The organism is Candidatus Uabimicrobium helgolandensis (genome assembly GCF_041508025.1).
In the GTDB taxonomy this organism is placed as follows: Bacteria; Planctomycetota; Uabimicrobiia; order Uabimicrobiales; family Uabimicrobiaceae; genus Uabimicrobium; species Uabimicrobium helgolandensis.
This window is the reverse complement of the sequence record NZ_CP165719.1, coordinates 3,857,071-3,874,943: the sequence shown is the minus strand read 5'-3', so window position 1 is coordinate 3,874,943 and position 17,873 is coordinate 3,857,071. Positions and strand designations below refer to the sequence as shown.

Sequence of the window (17,873 nt, the reverse complement as noted above, 5' to 3'; positions counted from 1 at the left end):
TATATTGTTTTACCATATAGCTAAATTATTTAAGCACTAAATATACAAGATGGTCTGACAGAAGTAGTTGCTTAATCGACTACTTTTGTCAGGTTGTTTAATTTGAAGCTAATGTTTTATTGTACGTAGGGCGAATTTTTGCTAGTGCCCTATTCCCAAGTTTGCAACCTAGCCCAAAGGAAGATATTTGAAACATGAAGTTGGTTGTAATAATGTTTTGCTTTATGATTTTTGGATGTAGTTTCGATTCAATTGCTAAAGAGCAATTTATAGAAAACATGAAGGAATCTCAAAAACAAATTCAAAAAACAGAGAATTTCTTTTTAGTTGAAAAAGCTACGCCTTCTATGTTATTGATGTTAGATTCATTTATACTCAAGAATCCAAGTGATAAGTTTTTATTAGTACAAGGTGCCCAGTTACACTCTATGTATGGTGCTCTTTTTGTTCAAAATGATAATAGCGTATGGGCGAGTATGCACTACAAACAAGCAAAAGAATATGCAACAAAAGCATGTGGCTTAGAACCTAATATATTGCAAGAAGAACAAAACTTTATTGCTGCACTAGATAAATTGAATCCGCAAATGATAGAAGCTCTTTTTTGGCTTGCAACAAGTTGGGGAAGTTTTATATCTGTTAATGCAGATAATATTACTTTACTAGATGAATTAACACAAGTAGAAGCATCTATGAAAAAAGTAATTTCCTGGGATAAGAAATACCAAGATGGTTTACCATTTATGTTTTTAGGAAAATTAAAATCTAAAAACGATATTGTTGAAAGTTATTTCAAGACAGCGCTGGAAATATCACAGCGAAAATTACTATTAATACATGTAGAATATGCAAAAACATTGGCAAGATTTTCTACTGATGAGTCTTTGTTTGAGGGTTTATTGAACGAAGTCGTTGATACTTGGGAAAATCGAAAAAGCAAAAATTTAAAACAGACCTTTGCACTTGTGAATTCGGTTTCTTATAATACAGCGAAAAATCTTCTTGATAACATAGAGGAGTTTTACGACGAAGAAGACGAAGAAGACGACGAAGAAGATTACGATGAAGACGACAACGATGAAGATGATTACGATGAATAAAAGATTTCTCGGGTTTAAAGAGGATAGAGATATATGCTAGGATGTATGCCATTATGGATGTAAAATGTGAAATTGCCGCCAACACAAATGTTGGACGACAACGTTTTCGTAATGAAGATAATTTTATTATACTGGAAAAATTTTCGCTTGCGATTGTCGCTGATGGGATGGGAGGGCACGTCGATGGTGACGTTGCTAGCCGTATTGTGACAGAGACTCTAAACGAGAGGTATGATAGTTTATATGCCGAAAAAGTAAACGATGATGATGACCAAATAAAATCTCAGGAACAATTTCTCGCAGAAAGCATAGAGTGTGCAAATTTTAAAATATTCGAAAAGAACCAAGGAGTTTTTTCTCTTGAGAGTATGGGCACAACTGTTGTTGGTTTACAAATCACTCCTTGTGGACACTCAATTACTGCGTGTGTGGGAGATAGCCGTATTTACCGAATTAGAGATGAAGAAATAGAACAAATTACAGAGGACCATTCCTTGGTTGGTGAATTACTACGCCATAATATTATTCACGAAAAAGATTTAATGTTTTTGCAAAACAAAAATATTATTACACGTGCTCTTGGAATGGGACAAAATGTAACGGTAGATACTAAGGTACACAAGTTGCAGAACAACGATATTTTCTTATTGTGTACTGATGGTTTGAGTGATTTAGTTGAGAATGATCCTGTTTTACAAATTGTTTTAAATTCCGCTGATTTAGAAGAAACAGTTGCTAATCTTATTGACGCAGCGAATGACGCTGGAGGATCGGATAATATCACTGTGGCTTTAGTTAAAGTGCAATGTGAATAGAGTGTCGATATTTATCTTTTTTACAATGTCAATAGACCTAAACAAATCCGCAACTGCAATTAATGCAGTTGCGAATGAGTCTTAGATTTCAATTTTGTTAAACTTATTAATTCCAATCCACAAAGGTAGTAATGTGATAGTGGCACTAATAGAAATAGCTGCAAATGTCAAAATATAAAATGATTTAGATAAAGTAGATGTTAGAAGTATGTGGCTTGGAATAATTTGTGTAAATATAACAACAAATACATACACCAAACTCACCACCAAATTAAGTGTTCCACCAAATCCAGAGACTATCTTTGATGGACTGTCCTCTCTAAAATTAGGATAAATAGCACCTAATCCCACTGCCAAACCAGCAATTCCACTAGTTAGAAGCAGTGCTATAATACTGTGGTATACCATTAATGACCATGGAAATTTTAGCATAATGGCGGACAACAAAACTAATATCTGAGTCATTAAGGTTAATATTACCATCGCAAATATAAATTTTGCCATAATAATAGATGACCTTTTTATTGGCATGACTCCAAGAGTCCAAAATCTTTTACCTTCTAAAGATAACATTGGAAAGATAAATCTACTTGCAAAAGTACATGCCGTCAGTGAAATTGCCATTAGATTTAAATTCGCGATAATTTCGCGCCAAAAAGTAGACTTTTGGTCGTATTTGAGAGTTCTTAGATTCAAAATATATAATAAAAGTAACCCTAATAAAATGGCAAATTGCGACCATTGTACTGGATCACGTATAAAGATTTTTAGATCTTTTTCTAAGAATAATTTTGCTCTACGACTTACAAAAATAAGTGGTGTGAGCATTTTGCGGATTAAAGATAACTTCCATAGCTTTTTAGAGCTCAGGTCGCTATACACTCTTGACCATGCAATAAAGTAATTCGATGCGGCAAAATAATAACTAAATAATACTAAGGCTAACGATGTTGATAGTAGTAACATAAAGTGAAAGAAAAATTCCCCCCACTCTAGTAAAGCCACAGATTGCATACATTGTGACATCCACAATGACGGTGAAAAAGGCCATTTTGTAAATTGAAAATAAGCTAACACATTAAATAACCATACCGCGGAATATGAAGGAGCATTTTCTTTTTCTGCAGCTATAGAGTAAATGAGGTATGCTATACCTACAGATAAGACTAGAGCAAATATAATTCCCAATGCTTTTTTAAACTTTGCAATGTAAAGAATTATGATAAATGAAAGAAGTGCACCTAGTGTACAGGGTATGATGATATAAGGAATAAAACTAACAATTACTAAAGGATAGAACCATAAATTTACTCCTTGTTGAATGCCATATGCCCACGCAACGGGAACTCCAAGAAAAAAGACAGCCCATGAAGCAAATACAAATGTTTCTGAAAGTTTGTATAGAAAAATGTCTTGATGAGGAATAGGCTTTGTCATTAGGAATTTTGTTTCGTTGTTTTTAAAAAACAGTGATATAGCAATGAGCAAAGATGAAAACATTAGCATGGTAAAAAGCGCAAAATAGAAAATCGAAAACATATAGTCAATAATAATATTGGAAAAGCTTTGTGGTATGTAAGAAGTAAAAAAAGAAAAACCACGTAGGAAAAAAGCAAAGAGGCCTGACCAAAATAGTAAAGCGCAAATAGCAACAGTGTAAGTTCTAAAGCGAGATTCTGTCGCTATTTTTAGCTGTCTTTTTATTTCTTGGTAACGTGTTGTGAAAAGTAAGTGCAACGAATTCATGTCGTATCCTATTTGTTTTGAAAAGCTTGAAGTAGATTTTGATATTCATCTACTTCTATTTTTTTTAAATTGAAAGTTATCCGAAGTTGATCGTGAACCGCTATTGCAGCAACAAAAATATTTTTTTCCTTACTCCACTTTATTATTTTTTTTATTGTTGAAGGACCTAATCCTGTTAAGTTTTTAACAAACGCAAAGTGAAGAAAAATGACCTCGTTATTTTTTGCAATTAGTGATTTTACTTGGTTTTCAAAATCGGTCATGTCCATATTCATAAGACCATACATATCAACAATAAGTGTTTTTTTAGGTAACTTTAAAAAACGAAAGCTAAAGTTTGTTGTTAAAGTGGTGGTATAGTTTTGATAAGCATTCATGCATTCATCTTGGATACTTTGTTGTGGATTAAGTCTTAACGCTGCAAGGTATGCACTAATACACGTTTTCCAATCTTTATTTTCTGCCGCAAATATGCCATACTTATGCCACAAAGACCAATTTGTAGGGTCACTTTTAATTTCTTTTAAAATATCTAATTGATTCATTTTCATACTTTCTTAAAAATATTTTGCAAAATTATAAGTAGGGTGTGTTGATGTGCCCTATTTTTTTGATTTGACAAAATATTAAAAAACGGTTACTATCAATCCTTTACATGTACTGTGTTGTCTTGCTGATATGGTTGTATACAATATGAAATATTTAGAAAAATTAACAAAGAAAAATTTAGAAGAGCTTTTGATCGAAAAAAATATCATTGATACTTCTAAATTAAAAAAATTATCTATACAAAGTACACAGAGAAATGTTCCTATTGAAAAAACCTTGATGTCAAATGGGTTGATTACGGAAGAACAGCTTGCTGAGATTACCTGTAAAACTCTTAATCTACCGTTTTTGCAACTTGAGAATATGAATATCTCTAAAGATTTAGTAAATAGTATTCCTAATGGGTTAATGAAACGTTATTTGTGTTTTCCTATTGTTGAAGCAGGTGGTGCTTTAACTATGGCTATTACTTCTCCTCCTAGATTAGAAATGTTACAAGAATTAGAAAGTGCAAAATCTTGCGATTTGTTTTTCTTTGTAGGCTTGCTAAGTAATATAGAAAAGCACATAAATGATTTCGCAACTAAGAGTGAAGAGAGTAAATCAGCACAACAACTTGGTAATACCGATGTATGGGAAACTATATTTGATAAAGCCGATAATGAAATTATGTCGGAAATTATTAAAACACAACACCGAGAAACATCTCCTTTACAAGGCACAATGCAACGAGAAGATTCTCCTTTGGGAAGTCAAATAGATACAGCCTTATCATCTGTTTTTCCTGAAGAAGCTCCGCAACTAAACAATGAAATAGATTCCGCTTTAGCAAATGTTTTCGGCGAAGATTCTCCAGACACAGGTGGTGGTGAAATAGACTCTGCGTTGTCCGCCGTTTTTGGCGAAGATCCAGCGCCAAAATCAGAAACAGACCAACAAATAGATTCTGCTTTATCGTTGTTTGATGACTTTGAAGATGGTGCTATTGCCAGTCCCCCTCCTAATGCAAAAAGAAGAATGTCGCAACTGGCAATGAAGATAGAACAAAATCCTTTAGACAAAGATTCTGTTAGTGAATATGCCGAATTAGCGATCTCTATTGGTAAAATAAATGATGCCATAGAAAAACTATCCTTATTTGCAAAAACACTTATCAAAAAACGCAACTTTGATGAAGCTAAAAGATGCTATGAATCAATTCTCGCCTTAGATCCAAATAACGAAGAAGCACAAAATTACATAAGCAACTAAGGTTTAAATCCCTGTAAAATAGGGATTTAAATCTTATTTTGATAAATGAATTAATAATAATATCAAGCCTGCAATTAAAGGTCCTACTGCAATTGTAAAAACTGGATGGTAAAATATTTTTGTGATGCCGTATTTCCAAAAAGATGTGTAGATATCTTCGTACTTAGCTAAAGAAACAGCTCGTTGTTTGTACAGTATATTTTCTAAAGTATTTGCCACGGCCCCAACATCTTGAGGACGAGCTTCTTTGCTTCTTTCTAAACATTGGTAGACCAATTTTTCTACTTCAGCAGGAATATTGGTGTTGAAATTTGTAAGAGCAGGTATATCGTGCAATTGTGATTCTATGATCTCGTCGATTGTTTCGCCAATAAATGGAGCATGGCCTGTAAGTAGTTTATACAGAAGAATACCAAACGAATATATATCACTTCTATAATCGACTTCTCTACCTGAAAGTTTTTCTGGAGAAAAGTATTCAATATTACCAACCAGGGATGAGAATCTTTCTTGGATATCTGAAAATATCGCTCCGAGCCCAAAACCTGTTAAAATTACACGTTCTCCGCTAAGAACGATGTTGTTAGGATTGATATCTTGGTGTATTACTCCTTGGCTATGTGCATGAGCTAGACCGTAGGCTACTCCCATCCCAATTTCTAAGGCTTGATTAAGGTCTACTGGTTGATCTTTTTCAACAAGGCCAGTAATAGCTTCGCCTTCAACGTATTCTGTCGTGTAATATAAGTGTGACTCTTTTGCTTCAAAGTCTAGTATAATTGCAACATTTTCATGATTTAGTTTTGCAAGAGACTTTGCTTGTAAACGGAATTTTTTCTTTAGGTCGGGGTGCGCTTTTATAATATTAGGAGGTAAAAGTTGTAAAGCAACAACACGGTCTAGTTTTATTTGACGCACTTTGTAATGATGCCCGATACCACCAATTTTTTTTAATTGCTGAATAACTTCATAGGTTTTTAATTCTTTTGCAATTCTTTCTACTTCCTCTTCTTCTTCGAAACATAGCCACGTCGAACCTATATTTATGTAGTCGCCTGATTCTAGACGAATTTTACTTTCAACAGGTCGGCCATTTATAAACGTGTGGTTTTTGCTATTTTGGTCTTCTAGATAGTAGCTGTCATTTCGCTTAGAAACGAGAGCATGGCATCCGGATACTTTACTATCAGGAAGATGAATTGATGCTTGCGCTGCATCGCGACCAATAAATTCTTTTTCTTTGAGAAAAAAGGTGTTGCCTGCGCCTGGACCTTTTTCTATTCGTAATATAGCCATAATTTGTTCCTAGAAAGAAATCATACCTGCAATGAAAATGAGTACGCCTGCGATAGCTGAAATAGATAGCAAAGTTAAATAACTTTGTTTCTTAGGTAAGTAATAATATTTGGGCACTAAGTTATAGAATTTTCTTTCAGAGAGTATTAGTAATTTGCATTTAGTGATATCTTGTAATAGTTCCCCTGCCGTTTGATAACGGTTATCTTGGTTTCCTTCCATACACTTATGAACAATTTCTTCTAAATATGTGGGAATTTCAGGGTTAATAAGGCGCATTCGCGTTGGAAGTTTTTTCTTTGGGAGTTTGTCCATTTTTTGACGATTGAGTATCATGTCTCTTTTGTTCTTGGCAAAAAAAGCACGTTGCCCTGTAAATGCTTCATAAACAACGACTCCAAGAGAAAAAATATCACTGCGACCATCTACTGTTTCGCCACGCGCTTGTTCAGGAGACATGTAAGGTGCACTACCTATAACATACCCTGGTTTTGTAAGTTGTGGAGACTCTTTGATAATTTTCGCAATACCGAAATCTAATAATTTGGCTTTCCAATCAGAACTTACTATAATATTAGAAGGTTTTATGTCTCGATGGACGACTTCTTTTGTATGAGCATGATCTAAAGCACTTGCCATTTGCTCAAAAATAGAAAGAGCTGTCATTAATGGTAGTTTTTTACCTTCAATTAAGTTTGCTAGCGACTCTCCTTTGAAATATTGCATTACAAAGTAATGTATGTCATCAGGAGGAACAGATAATTTGCCTATTTCAAAAATTGTAATAATGTGAGGATGAAATAATCTTGCTGCCGACTTAGCCTCATATTCAAAACGTAGCTCTTTGCGTTTATCTTCTTTTGCTAATTCTAAAGGAAGTACTTTAATGGCAACAATACGTCTAATGACATCTTGTTCTGCTTTACAAACAGTCCCCATGGAACCTTGGCCGATTACTGATAAAATGTTATACTTTCCAAATTTACGAGGTATTTCCATATTTTGGCCTTATTAAAATGTTTGGGATTTAGGAGGCGTTTACATCTATCTTCTTTATAGTGTAGACACACCTAGTGGAAAACTTCATTCATTAAAAATAAATAATTCTAGATGATAAATCAAGAGCTTATTGGCTTATTTGCATAAAACTAAATGACCAATGAAAGGTTTCCTCGTTGTAAGTGAAATTAGAAACGGTAAGCAAATGGATATTTTAATTAACATTGCGATATCTTTAGCAGGAGTTATTTTAGGTTTTGTGCTCCATGAAATTTATTTTAGGTTTTCAGAAAGCACAGGTAAAGTTCATTCGCAAAAAATTATAGAACAAGCACAAAAACAAGCAGAGTATTTACTCAAAAAAGCAGAAAAACAAATACAAGATGAATTTAGTTATAAAAAAGATTTATATGAAAGAGAAGTTCTAGCGATTAAAGATGAATTGGGGCAAACAGATACAAACGTAAGGGAAAAAAAGAAAGACTTAGAGAAGCGTCTACATTTTTTGAATGAGAAAGAGGGACTGCTTATTTCTCAAGAAAAGCAACTTATCGAGGAAAAACTTAGCTTAGAGAAAAGAATTGATCATTTAGATATCCTTATTACTCAAGAGAAAAAAATGTTACAAGAAGTATCTTCAATCTCAGAAGAAGAGGCTCGAAATCGACTAACTGTAAAATTAGAAAAAGAACTCGAGAGTGAAATTTCCGACGCAGTGCAAAAACATATTGATAGTTATAAAACAGAGATAGATCGTCAAGCTAGAGATATTTTATTATTAGCGATGCAACGCTGCGCTGTAGAATATACCGCAGAAAATGTGATTACAACAATTGAATTGCCCAATGAAGAAATGAAAGGTCGTATTATTGGTCGCGAAGGTCGCAATATTCGGACTTTCGAGAAATCAACGGGAGTTGATGTCATTGTTGATGATACACCGAATGCTGTTATACTTTCGGCTTTTAACCCTTTGCGTCGCGAGGTGGCTAAAATTACCATGGAAAAATTGATACTAGATGGAAGAATCCATCCTTCTCGAATTGAAGAAGTTGTTGAACAAACGCGCTTAGAAATCAATAAATTTATTATGAAGACAGGTAAACAAGTGTGTTGCGATGTAAATGTCGTTAATATAAATAGTCATCTAATAGAACTTATTGGAAAAATGAAATTTCACTTAACGATGGGGCAAAGTTTATTACAGCATACTCTTGAAGTTGTGCATTTAACCTCTCTTATTGCTGGTGAACTTAATTTAAATATTGATATTGCTAAACGTTGTGCTCTTCTTCATGATATTGGTTCGGTGGTTGAAGACAACTTTGAAGGAAGTTCGTGTGTTGTAGGCGCGGATACAGCAAAAAAATATTTAGAATCAGAAATTGTTGTCACAAGTATCTTATCACATGACAAAGAGCCACAAACATTATACGCAGTTATTTTACAAATAGCGCATAGCATTATTTTTTCGCGACCAGAGAGTCGTAAAGATTCTTTAGAGAAACATCTTAAAAGGTTGGATAATTTAGAAAAAGTGGCGTTATCATTTGAAGATGTGAATCAAGCCTACGCTGTTGACTCAGGACGCGAACTTCGTTGCGTTGTTACGGCGAATAGTGTGTCTGAGGAAAGAGCCTACATTCTCGCACGCGAAATAGCTAACCGTATAAGTGGTGAGCTTGTGTATTCAGGAGAGATCAAAGTATCCTTGACACGTGAAACGCGGATTATTGAGTACAGTAAATAAACGATGCTTTAGGGCGTGTCATCATTCAAAATATTGTGTGTTTTTTCGAGCCCGAGCCCGTTTGCGAGCTCGTTTCCGAAACTTTCACTAACAATTTATCAAAGAAGCAAAGTTTCTTTTTCCATCGCAAAAAACTAGTATTGAACCAATAAATCACTTTCTGTCGCTCTCAAAAAGTTTTCGGGCGCGGGCTCGCAAACGGACTCGGGCTCAATACTACTGGCGTATCATTAAATGAATCCGTTATATTTTTATCTGTATTGAATGATGACACGCCCTAATTGATAATCTTAATTAAATTGAGAATCAAAGGCCCTTCCACGACGGTGGGAGGCCTTTGATTTTCTTTTGTAAAAAACAAAATGGTTGTGAACCAAGCTTAGCTTAATGATCTTTTGCACAGAGTTGTGTCTATTTTACCGCTAAAGTAGCGATAAATGTTGTGCTATATTTATTCAAGGGAGTAGCTTCGTCGCTCCAGTCGTCTTCGTATAAACTGCTAAGAACAAAACCTGCTTTGAGTTGTCCTCCTATTTGTTGTTCTAAAGTGTGACCAAATTCTAAAGCTGATTGATTACGAGCGAGTTCTTCCATTCTTTCTTTTTCTAAACTTTTAATATCGGAGTAGGGTAAACTATGTTTTACTATCATTTCCCCTGTTTTTTCCATTTCTTGGTAGTCAAACAAAAAGAAAAATGGATTCATAAAACCTGATAATAAACGTCCTTGAGGTTTTAGTACGCGAAAACACTCTTTCCAAACAGGAGCTATATTTTCCACAAATACATTAGATACTGGATGAAAAATAAGATCAAAGCTTTCATTTTCAAAAACAGATAGATCAGCCATATCTCCGCGAACGCATTTTATTAATAATGAGTCACGTTTAGCAACCAGCTGATCTTTTTGTAGCTGTTCTTCTGAATTATCAAAACTAGTCACATCTGCACCTGCTGCAGCAAGAATGGGGGCTTGTTGTCCTCCTCCAGAAGCTAGGCATAGTATTTTTTTTCCTGCGATATCTCCAAACCACTCACGCGGAACATTTTTGTTTGGTGTTAAAATAATATTCCAATTCCCATTTCTTGCGCTTTGCGTTTCTTCGCTTGTTACTGGAATACTCCAACGATTTCCATTTTTCGAGTAGCTATTCCACGCTTTTCTATTGTGTTCTACAATATCCATTTTAATTCCTTTCTTGTTTTGTATATAATATCTCAAGTTTTCCGTTGATAAACCTTAATAATTTTTTAGGTATTCTTAAGATGAAACAAAATGAAATTAGTATTGAGTTTTATGACTTTATAAATAAGAAATTGCTTAAGACTGTAAGTAAATCTTTAGAGCAGTTACCCGATGTTTTTGAAAAAGATACAGCAATTCACTTCTCTGACTCTCATTGGGTAATTTCTGAAGCGCTACCTTCTGAAAAATCAGAATTTCAAGAAAGCGGAAAAGTAAAATTATTTTTATCCAAAACAGAAGTGATGGACCCTAAAAAGATATTGTATAGTTTACCTTCTATTAGTGAAGATATCCCGAATATTATAGAAAGTGATACAACTGAAGGAACTCTTGTGTTATTAGAAGATGATTGGCGGCAAGTGGAGTGTTTAGAAGCTCGTTTTCTCAAAAATATAAATGAAGAACTTTCTCAAATCCGTAATGTTTATGAAAATGAAAGAGAAAGCGCTGGGTTTAGGAATATGCATCTGAGAAAATTGATTCTTTCTCCACTGGGAGATAAAACTCTTTTAATTGAACATCTAGAAAAACATTTTGAAATTAAAATGCGTTACAATAGCGTTGGTTTTAGCAGCAGCTATGGAGTCATTGAGAATGGTTTTGCTTTAGCAACAGAATCCAATTGGATTTTCTGGGGGCAATTGAATGACAACAATCATATTTGTTTTCTAAACGTTATAGCTATGGCAAATGCGTTAGTTGAGCCATTTTCATCGCAGATGAATGCATTTTTAAAAGATGAAAAACTTTATTTAGTAGACTGGACGCGAATGTTTGTCGCAGGTAATAACCAAGAATCCTTTACAAATTTTATGCATTGTTAGAATATGAATGTGTGCGATTTCTTGTACTGACTTTACCGGCTATTTTTCTAAGAAATGATATATTTTGTAAAACATCCGATATGCTAGCGTGTATGTTTTAGTGTTCGAACCAGAACGGCATTTTTTAGCGCTTTTTAATACATTTACTTTTTATGAGAAGAGTAATTGAGTGTACCGCTTTTTCTATATTCTATTCTAGATTTTTCTAAAAGCAGGATATCAAATGAGAAAAATCATTTTAATAATGCTAATTAATTTTGTATCAATTAACGCTTCGCAAGAAGAATATAAGTATGTTGTGGACACAATCGACTATCTGCAAAAAAAATATCCTAGTTTAGTAAGTAAAATGCTTATCGGTAAATCTGTTGAAAAACGCGATTTAACTGTTCTGCGTATTAGCGCATCGAAAAACAATGACCTTCCTGCTATTTATCTAGGAGCTTCTATTCATGGTCACGAATATAGTCATTTTGCACTTTTAGAAGCTCTAAAGGGTTTTTTACAAAAGCGCGAACAGCGGGATATTGCTTCGCTTTTGAAATCAACAATAATCTGGGTGCAGCCAATGGTAAATCCGGACGGTGTTGTCCGCGGTTCGCGCAAAAATGCTACTGGTGTTGACCTCAATAGAAATTTTGGTTATCATTGGGGAGAAAACTGGGGAACGCGTTTCAAGAACGTTCGTCAGAAAAAAAGTAGTTATTATATTGGCGATTCTGCCTTTTCCGAGCCAGAATCGCAAGCGGTTCGCGACTTTTTACTACAACGCAAATCTATAACAATTTACGCTGACTATCATATGAGTGCTGATATGATATTTACAGCTTTTGGTGTTATTGACCATCCGATAAACAAAGAGTACAAATGGTTGTATCAAACTCTTCATCATGTGATGGACCGTTATTCACAATACCCAAAAAGACATCAAATTATTGACGTAGTGCGCAACGGATCAGGATACACAATTGACTGGACCTACGGAGTTCTTGGTATATATTCTTTTACTTTTGAACTTTCTTATCAGCGCAAAAAATTTGATATTGTTGAAAATAGCATTATATATTTTTTGCAAGAATGCAGTAAAATAAAACGACGCAAGCCATTTGTAGTGGAGTCGGTTGAAGGAAAATAAATTTTGGCTAGAGTTATTTTGAAATTTAAATTATTATATTGTATATAACTAATTCAAGTAATAAACAAACAGCCTAGAATTTATTTTCTATGGGGCAATGTATGTCTAAAAAAAATATATTTTTATTCGCAATTATTTTTGCGTTTTCACTTGTAGCTAATGCCGAAATTATAGCCTCTTCTGTCATCGATGACAATGGTGAATGGGATCTTGGGGTTTCTGATATTCAATTTTTAGGTGCTGTAGCAGGATTAGTTCCTACAGCAGGAAATGAATTAATGCATTTCAATAATCTAAGCCCAGAATTTAATGGAACAAATACTATCACTTTCGCAGGCACACCATTAGAAGTAGGCAATTACGTTGTAACTATAGATGTTGGAGACTTTAACAATAGACCACTCGCTAGTTTTGATCCAGCTACAGACCTTGGTTTAACAGCAGGAGGAAACTTACTTGCTTTTGATTCGTCTGATACTCCCTTACCAGCATCAGGTACTTTCGAAGAATTTACTTACAATTATACTATTACTAGTGACAATCTTTTCTTGGGGCAGGATATTGGATTTTCAATTACCATCCCCAACAACGGTACAGATGCAAATGTTGCTTTTGATAATTTGAATATCGACTTTGTTGCCGCGGTACCTGAGCCTTCTATTTACTTTCTTCTAGGGATTCTTGGCGCGTGTATATTTTTTAAACGCAAAAAAGAATATCACCAAAAAATACCAAAGCAAAACGTTTGATCATTCGTATTGTAGAGTTTCGTCTATCAATGAGATATTTCAGACAAAAGAATAAATTGTTAGTTGTCTGTTGCCGCTTTTAATATTTCTATTTAAAAAATCAATCGCTTTACCCACCATACCATCTATAATCAAATCTGTTCTTTGGGACTACTTTTCAATAATTGAAAAAATGTAGTGCCATCCATGTATAATATGAATATTTTCAAAAATTTGTACTCTATACAGGAAAGTATAAGAGGAATTTTGAAACCTCTTTGGGTGTTCTATAATTACTTTTACTGTATATTTTTGGAGATTAAATATGAAATATATACTAGTGGTAGTTTTTATTTCGATTGTTTGTGCTCAAGATACCAAGATCCCAAATTTACTTGATGAGTTAAGAAAAGTAAACGGTGTTTATGGAAAGCATACAGGATTTGCAGCAATGCCAGGGCAATTTTACACACTTTCCCAAGAATTTATGAAAGTTGCAACAAATAAAGATTTTGAGTACATGACAACCAGCAAAAATCCTATTTATAGGGCAATGGGAATTTTAGGTCTATGGCAAAGGAAAAAAATCAAAGCTATTTCTTTTCTTAAGAAGCATCTAATTGACATGACGCCTATTGAATATTGTCCAAATGGTTGTTTAGTTAGATCAACGACGATTGGTGGTTTCACCAAAGACCTAATCACAGGAAAGACATACTCCAGTTTTTCGATTGAAAATTTAAAGTCAATCAAATCTATTCTACCGAAAAAGGAGGCATGGCTTTTTAAAATTATGTGTATTGCCAATGACGACTATACACCTATTTTTTCTAGTATTTCAAACTTTGATATGAAGGATGAATATCTGGATATTACAAAAATCGGCTCTTTTTCTCCCTATCTTTTTGTAAAAGGTCTCGGACGTTTGTCACCCAACAAACAGATTCTTGGTTTTCTCATTCAATGTCTAAATGACCAATCACTAAATGGTCGAACGCGTATGTCCGCAGCATCTGCTTTATCACATTATAGCGATCAAGAAGCGATCGATACATTGGGTTCACACAAAGCGTTTATCAATGGTTTTGCTCCTGACCTAACCGAAAAATTTATTGAGATATGCAAGAGCCAGAAAGCCTTTCGTGAATTTGAAAAAAAACGTCGTTATAATAGTAACTTAAAAAATCTTACTTTGGAACTAATGGTAATGGAACCTCTGTTGGTGTTCTCTTCTTTTACTGACTTTTTATCTTCAACTGACAAAGATATTCAACGTGTAACTATAGATGCTATAAAAAGATTAGAAACACAATTAGTGCATATCGAAAACAAATGGAGCACATATAGCCATATTCCTTACCTCATTACAGCAAGCCATCAAGAAAAAATACACCAATTTTATTACAATATAATAAGTTATAGTCAGTATCGTTATCCGCACCGTTACAAACCTATCAAGCAAAAACAATATCATTTGTATGAAATGGTTATGCGTAATATGGTAGTCTCTAAAAAATTTGAGAAAGGTTTTACCAAAGCACGTGAATGGGTTGCTATTTTACAAAAGGAAAGGCTTTTAAATAAAACAAGCCAGAAATAAAAACACTATTTCTTTTTTACATAAATTGGCCAAACATAAATCCACAAAAATAAGAGTTGGGATTGCTAGTACTACAGTTGTAACTAAGTACAGTTCCTTATTTTTCGGTGTTTCTAGCTGTTTACAAATAACAGTATTTTTTGCTATTTGTAAACAGCTATCGATAAAATAAGACCTACAGAGTGTCTAATTTTTATAGCTACCTATTTGTTATTTTAATTACAACTGTAGTACTAGTAATAAATTAATCAGTATGATAAAAATAACAAGAAAAAGTGAAAGCGAGAACAAAAAGGACAACTTTTAACTCAAATCCATAAGAGGTAACAGCATGAATTTTCTTTGGAAAAAAAGAAGTGATCTGACTAAAAGTATTTTCAATCCTTTTACGGGTAACTTTTTGAATAAACTCAGTAGCTCGGGAAAAAGCCCTTTTAGAATTTTTCTTTCTCTGAGGTAAGATAGAGACATTAAGAGCTTCGGAAACAATATCTTCGAAAGAGTAGTCGTTGTAAGATTTATCAGCAAAAACAAAAGAGTTTTCAGGGATATCTAATTGAAATTGTTTGAGAACACGACAATCATTGCAGCCACCAGGAGCAAGCAAAAACTCAACTGGTAAACCAGTTTTGGTGACGAGCATATGAACCCGCAAACCGAAAAAATAACGACGTTTGCTTGCAACACAACCCCGATGATCTTGTGTATTGTATATTTTGCAACGACTAATGCGAATATTGTCACAGACCGGAATAGGGAAACTATCTATGATATAATCTCGCAGATTGTTTCGCTTACTAATTTCAGCAAACAAATGAAAAAGAGAAAGCCATACATTTTCACCAATAGCACGTATGCGGCGATTGAAACGACTTTTACTTAGCATTTTTTTGATGTAGCCATGTTCAGCTAAAAAGTTTCGTCCTTTTTCAAAGTTGCCAGAAAAGTAGAGCATAGAAACTAATGCTGTTGTCATAATTTCTGAATTAGTCATTTTAACTTGAGGATCTTCTACAATCTTGAGTGCTTGTGTTATCTCATCACATATACAGAAAACAATTATAATTTCTTTTTCCATGACTTTCTCCTTCTTGTTTTCCTACTTTAAGAGAAGAGTCGTTATAACAGTATAAAAAAACGATGTGTGCAATTCGATTTTTGAGGTTCGTGGTCGTGGATCGATATTCCATGTGCGAAAATTAGACTATTAACTTTGAAAGCATACAAATTATTCTATAGAGTAGTTTTTTGATTTTCTCTTTTTCTTTTGAGTCTATTATTTGGGCTATCTTAGCAACATCGAATACTGCACTACATTCATTTGCTGATGCTCTTGCCATAGAGAAAAACCTTACTTTCTCTTTTTTGCTAAATTTGGCATTGCCTTCTGCTATATTAACTGTAACCTGATGGCATTTTCTCCATCACATTAAATGTTTCTTTTGTATATTCTAGTGATACTTGATATACATCTAATCTTTCATGATTAAAATTCATTGCATTACCCTTACTTCGTGCCATGTGCCACGACTGCATCTCACGAGATTCGAACTGCGCACATCGAATTTGTAAGAGTAATTATACCAGACTGTACGATAACTTTTATAGGTCGCAACTTGGGTTAGTAATAAATTAATCAGTATGATAAAAATATAAAGTTCGGGAGTATGCCGCAGCAAACCCAAATGCAGCATAAAATAATTTCTATTTTACAACATGTATACATTCTAGATTTATTATGCAAAATAGTTTATACTAAACAGAATTTCACATGTAAAAGAATATTTTATACAAGGGGAAACTATTGAAAAGACTAGTTCTTTGTGCGCTACTTATTGCAACTGTTGCTATTGCAGAAGAGTGGCCAAAAATATACGATAGTCAGAGTAAAGGCTGGATGAGTTGGGAAAAGTTGGAACAAGAAATGTCAGACAGCCAAGTTGTTTATGTTGGAGAACTACACGACCATGTGTGGGGACACAAAATAGAGTTGATGCTACTTGAAAAGCTTTTTTCTAAAAATGCAAATGTTGCCATTGCTTTGGAAATGTTTGAACGCGATACACAAAATATTATTGATGGATACTTGTCGGAAGAAATCACCGAATCTTTTTTTCTAAAAAATAGTCGGCCGTGGGGTAATTATGCAGCAGATTATCGACCACTTATCGAATTTTCTCGACTATATCATTTGTCAGTATTAGCGATGAATGTTCCGCGGCGTTATGCTTCTTTTGTGGCAAAAGACAAAGAGCCAGCTCTCGCGACTATGCCTGATGCTGAAAAAAGTTATATGGCAACGGAAATAAAAGCACTTAAGGGAAAATATCGCGATAAATTTTACGAAGTTATGGGTGGGCATGTTCCTCCGGCTTTGGTTGAACGTTATTATCGTTCACAGTGTTTAAAAGATGACACTATGGCTGAATCTATCGTTTCTTTCTTAAAAGGCAAACCAAATACAACAGTCATTTCATATACAGGAGCTTTTCATAGCGATGAATCGTTGGGATTAGTTGAAAAAGTGAATGCACTGATGCCGAACACCAAAAGTACGGTAATTTCAATTGTGCCTGTGGATAGCGCTAAATTTAATCCACATGAGCATAGTCACAAAGGTGACTTTATTCTATTTGCGCCTGCAAACAAAACTTCTTCAAGAAGTAGTATAGCACAGCAAATTTTATCGAAATTACGAAAGTAGTATTTGGTTACACTTGGTTAAATTCGCAACTCATAACCATTTTTTTATAAGAGGAATGTATGAGTCCTCTCCCGTAACAGGGAGAGGAAAGCTTGCGAAGTGAGAATATCACATAAAGTGAAATTTTCTTT

At 34.2% G+C, this 17,873-nt stretch carries 16 protein-coding genes; 9 read left to right on the top strand and 7 right to left on the bottom strand.

The window, feature by feature from the left end:
* Positions 1–194: 194 nt before the first annotated feature.
* Both UABHE_RS14160 and UABHE_RS14155 read left to right on the top strand, forming a co-directional pair.
* Complete coding sequence (locus UABHE_RS14160; protein WP_372370988.1) at positions 195–1,100, top strand: TRAP transporter TatT component family protein; 906 nt, start codon at positions 195–197, stop codon at positions 1,098–1,100.
* A 53-nt stretch (positions 1,101–1,153) separates the two neighbouring features.
* The gene (locus UABHE_RS14155; RefSeq protein WP_372370987.1) at positions 1,154–1,915 is read left to right on the top strand and encodes a Stp1/IreP family PP2C-type Ser/Thr phosphatase; all 762 of its coding nucleotides are present in this window, start codon (positions 1,154–1,156) and stop codon (positions 1,913–1,915) included.
* Between the two features lie 81 nt (positions 1,916–1,996).
* Here UABHE_RS14155 and UABHE_RS14150 read toward each other — a convergent pair whose 3' ends face one another.
* Positions 1,997–3,661: a hypothetical protein gene (locus tag UABHE_RS14150; RefSeq protein ID WP_372370986.1), complete on the bottom strand. Its 1,665-nt coding sequence runs from the start codon at positions 3,659–3,661 to the stop codon at positions 1,997–1,999.
* An 8-nt stretch (positions 3,662–3,669) separates the two neighbouring features.
* On the bottom strand, positions 3,670–4,206 hold the full coding sequence (locus UABHE_RS14145; RefSeq protein WP_372370985.1) for a hypothetical protein: 537 nt from the start codon (positions 4,204–4,206) through the stop codon (positions 3,670–3,672).
* A 148-nt stretch (positions 4,207–4,354) separates the two neighbouring features.
* On the opposite strand from UABHE_RS14145, the gene UABHE_RS14140 reads away from it, so the two are divergent.
* Positions 4,355–5,461 carry a hypothetical protein gene (locus UABHE_RS14140; RefSeq protein ID WP_372370984.1) on the top strand — a complete coding sequence of 369 codons (1,107 nt, stop codon included), beginning with the start codon at positions 4,355–4,357 and terminating at the stop codon, positions 5,459–5,461.
* Positions 5,462–5,494: 33 nt separating this feature from the next.
* Here UABHE_RS14140 and UABHE_RS14135 read toward each other — a convergent pair whose 3' ends face one another.
* Positions 5,495–6,757, bottom strand: a complete 1,263-nt coding sequence (locus UABHE_RS14135; protein WP_372370983.1) for a protein kinase — start codon at positions 6,755–6,757, stop codon at positions 5,495–5,497.
* A 9-nt stretch (positions 6,758–6,766) separates the two neighbouring features.
* Entirely contained in the window at positions 6,767–7,756 is a 990-nt protein-coding gene (locus tag UABHE_RS14130; protein WP_372370982.1) for a serine/threonine protein kinase, read from the bottom strand.
* A 205-nt stretch (positions 7,757–7,961) separates the two neighbouring features.
* Between UABHE_RS14130 and rny the strand changes: the two genes are divergently transcribed.
* The gene (gene rny / locus UABHE_RS14125) at positions 7,962–9,506 is read left to right on the top strand and encodes a ribonuclease Y (protein ID WP_372370981.1); all 1,545 of its coding nucleotides are present in this window, start codon (positions 7,962–7,964) and stop codon (positions 9,504–9,506) included.
* 411 nt (positions 9,507–9,917) lie between these two features.
* On the opposite strand, the gene UABHE_RS14120 is transcribed toward rny, so the two are convergent.
* Positions 9,918–10,691, bottom strand: coding sequence for a class I SAM-dependent methyltransferase (locus UABHE_RS14120; protein ID WP_372370980.1), 774 nt, complete (start codon positions 10,689–10,691; stop codon positions 9,918–9,920).
* Positions 10,692–10,771: 80 nt separating this feature from the next.
* Here UABHE_RS14120 and UABHE_RS14115 point away from each other — a divergent pair, with 80 nt between their 5' ends.
* The 4 genes from UABHE_RS14115 to UABHE_RS14100 all read left to right on the top strand — a co-directional run bounded on the left by UABHE_RS14115 (position 10,772) and on the right by UABHE_RS14100 (position 15,038).
* Positions 10,772–11,575: a hypothetical protein gene (locus UABHE_RS14115; RefSeq protein WP_372370979.1), complete on the top strand. Its 804-nt coding sequence runs from the start codon at positions 10,772–10,774 to the stop codon at positions 11,573–11,575.
* A 223-nt stretch (positions 11,576–11,798) separates the two neighbouring features.
* Positions 11,799–12,710, top strand: coding sequence for a M14 family metallopeptidase (locus tag UABHE_RS14110; RefSeq protein ID WP_372370978.1), 912 nt, complete (start codon positions 11,799–11,801; stop codon positions 12,708–12,710).
* Positions 12,711–12,811: 101 nt separating this feature from the next.
* Positions 12,812–13,459: a PEP-CTERM sorting domain-containing protein gene (locus UABHE_RS14105; protein WP_372370977.1), complete on the top strand. Its 648-nt coding sequence runs from the start codon at positions 12,812–12,814 to the stop codon at positions 13,457–13,459.
* Between the two features lie 304 nt (positions 13,460–13,763).
* Complete coding sequence (locus tag UABHE_RS14100; protein ID WP_372370976.1) at positions 13,764–15,038, top strand: HEAT repeat domain-containing protein; 1,275 nt, start codon at positions 13,764–13,766, stop codon at positions 15,036–15,038.
* A 244-nt stretch (positions 15,039–15,282) separates the two neighbouring features.
* On the opposite strand, the gene UABHE_RS14095 is transcribed toward UABHE_RS14100, so the two are convergent.
* Entirely contained in the window at positions 15,283–16,116 is an 834-nt protein-coding gene (locus UABHE_RS14095) for an IS982 family transposase (RefSeq protein WP_372370975.1), read from the bottom strand.
* A gap of 121 nt (positions 16,117–16,237) precedes the next feature.
* Positions 16,238–16,432 carry a four helix bundle protein gene (locus UABHE_RS14090; RefSeq protein WP_372371550.1) on the bottom strand — a complete coding sequence of 65 codons (195 nt, stop codon included), beginning with the start codon at positions 16,430–16,432 and terminating at the stop codon, positions 16,238–16,240.
* Between the two features lie 410 nt (positions 16,433–16,842).
* On the opposite strand from UABHE_RS14090, the gene UABHE_RS14085 reads away from it, so the two are divergent.
* Positions 16,843–17,742 (top strand): ChaN family lipoprotein, encoded by a 900-nt coding sequence (locus tag UABHE_RS14085; RefSeq protein ID WP_372370974.1) that lies wholly within the window; start codon positions 16,843–16,845, stop codon positions 17,740–17,742.
* Positions 17,743–17,873: the final 131 nt, after the last annotated feature.

Coding starts and splice junctions, on each gene's coding strand:
- UABHE_RS14115 (WP_372370979.1), top strand. CDS start 10,772: ATGAAACAAAATGAAATTAGTATTGAGTTTTATGACTTTATAAATAAG.
- UABHE_RS14130 (WP_372370982.1), bottom strand. CDS start 7,756: ATGGAAATACCTCGTAAATTTGGAAAGTATAACATTTTATCAGTAATC.
- UABHE_RS14145 (WP_372370985.1), bottom strand. CDS start 4,206: ATGAATCAATTAGATATTTTAAAAGAAATTAAAAGTGACCCTACAAAT.
- rny (WP_372370981.1), top strand. CDS start 7,962: ATGGATATTTTAATTAACATTGCGATATCTTTAGCAGGAGTTATTTTA.
- UABHE_RS14095 (WP_372370975.1), bottom strand. CDS start 16,116: ATGGAAAAAGAAATTATAATTGTTTTCTGTATATGTGATGAGATAACA.
- UABHE_RS14120 (WP_372370980.1), bottom strand. CDS start 10,691: ATGGATATTGTAGAACACAATAGAAAAGCGTGGAATAGCTACTCGAAA.
- UABHE_RS14105 (WP_372370977.1), top strand. CDS start 12,812: ATGTCTAAAAAAAATATATTTTTATTCGCAATTATTTTTGCGTTTTCA.
- UABHE_RS14140 (WP_372370984.1), top strand. CDS start 4,355: ATGAAATATTTAGAAAAATTAACAAAGAAAAATTTAGAAGAGCTTTTG.
- UABHE_RS14100 (WP_372370976.1), top strand. CDS start 13,764: ATGAAATATATACTAGTGGTAGTTTTTATTTCGATTGTTTGTGCTCAA.
- UABHE_RS14135 (WP_372370983.1), bottom strand. CDS start 6,757: ATGGCTATATTACGAATAGAAAAAGGTCCAGGCGCAGGCAACACCTTT.
- UABHE_RS14110 (WP_372370978.1), top strand. CDS start 11,799: ATGAGAAAAATCATTTTAATAATGCTAATTAATTTTGTATCAATTAAC.
- UABHE_RS14155 (WP_372370987.1), top strand. CDS start 1,154: ATGGATGTAAAATGTGAAATTGCCGCCAACACAAATGTTGGACGACAA.
- UABHE_RS14160 (WP_372370988.1), top strand. CDS start 195: ATGAAGTTGGTTGTAATAATGTTTTGCTTTATGATTTTTGGATGTAGT.
- UABHE_RS14150 (WP_372370986.1), bottom strand. CDS start 3,661: ATGAATTCGTTGCACTTACTTTTCACAACACGTTACCAAGAAATAAAA.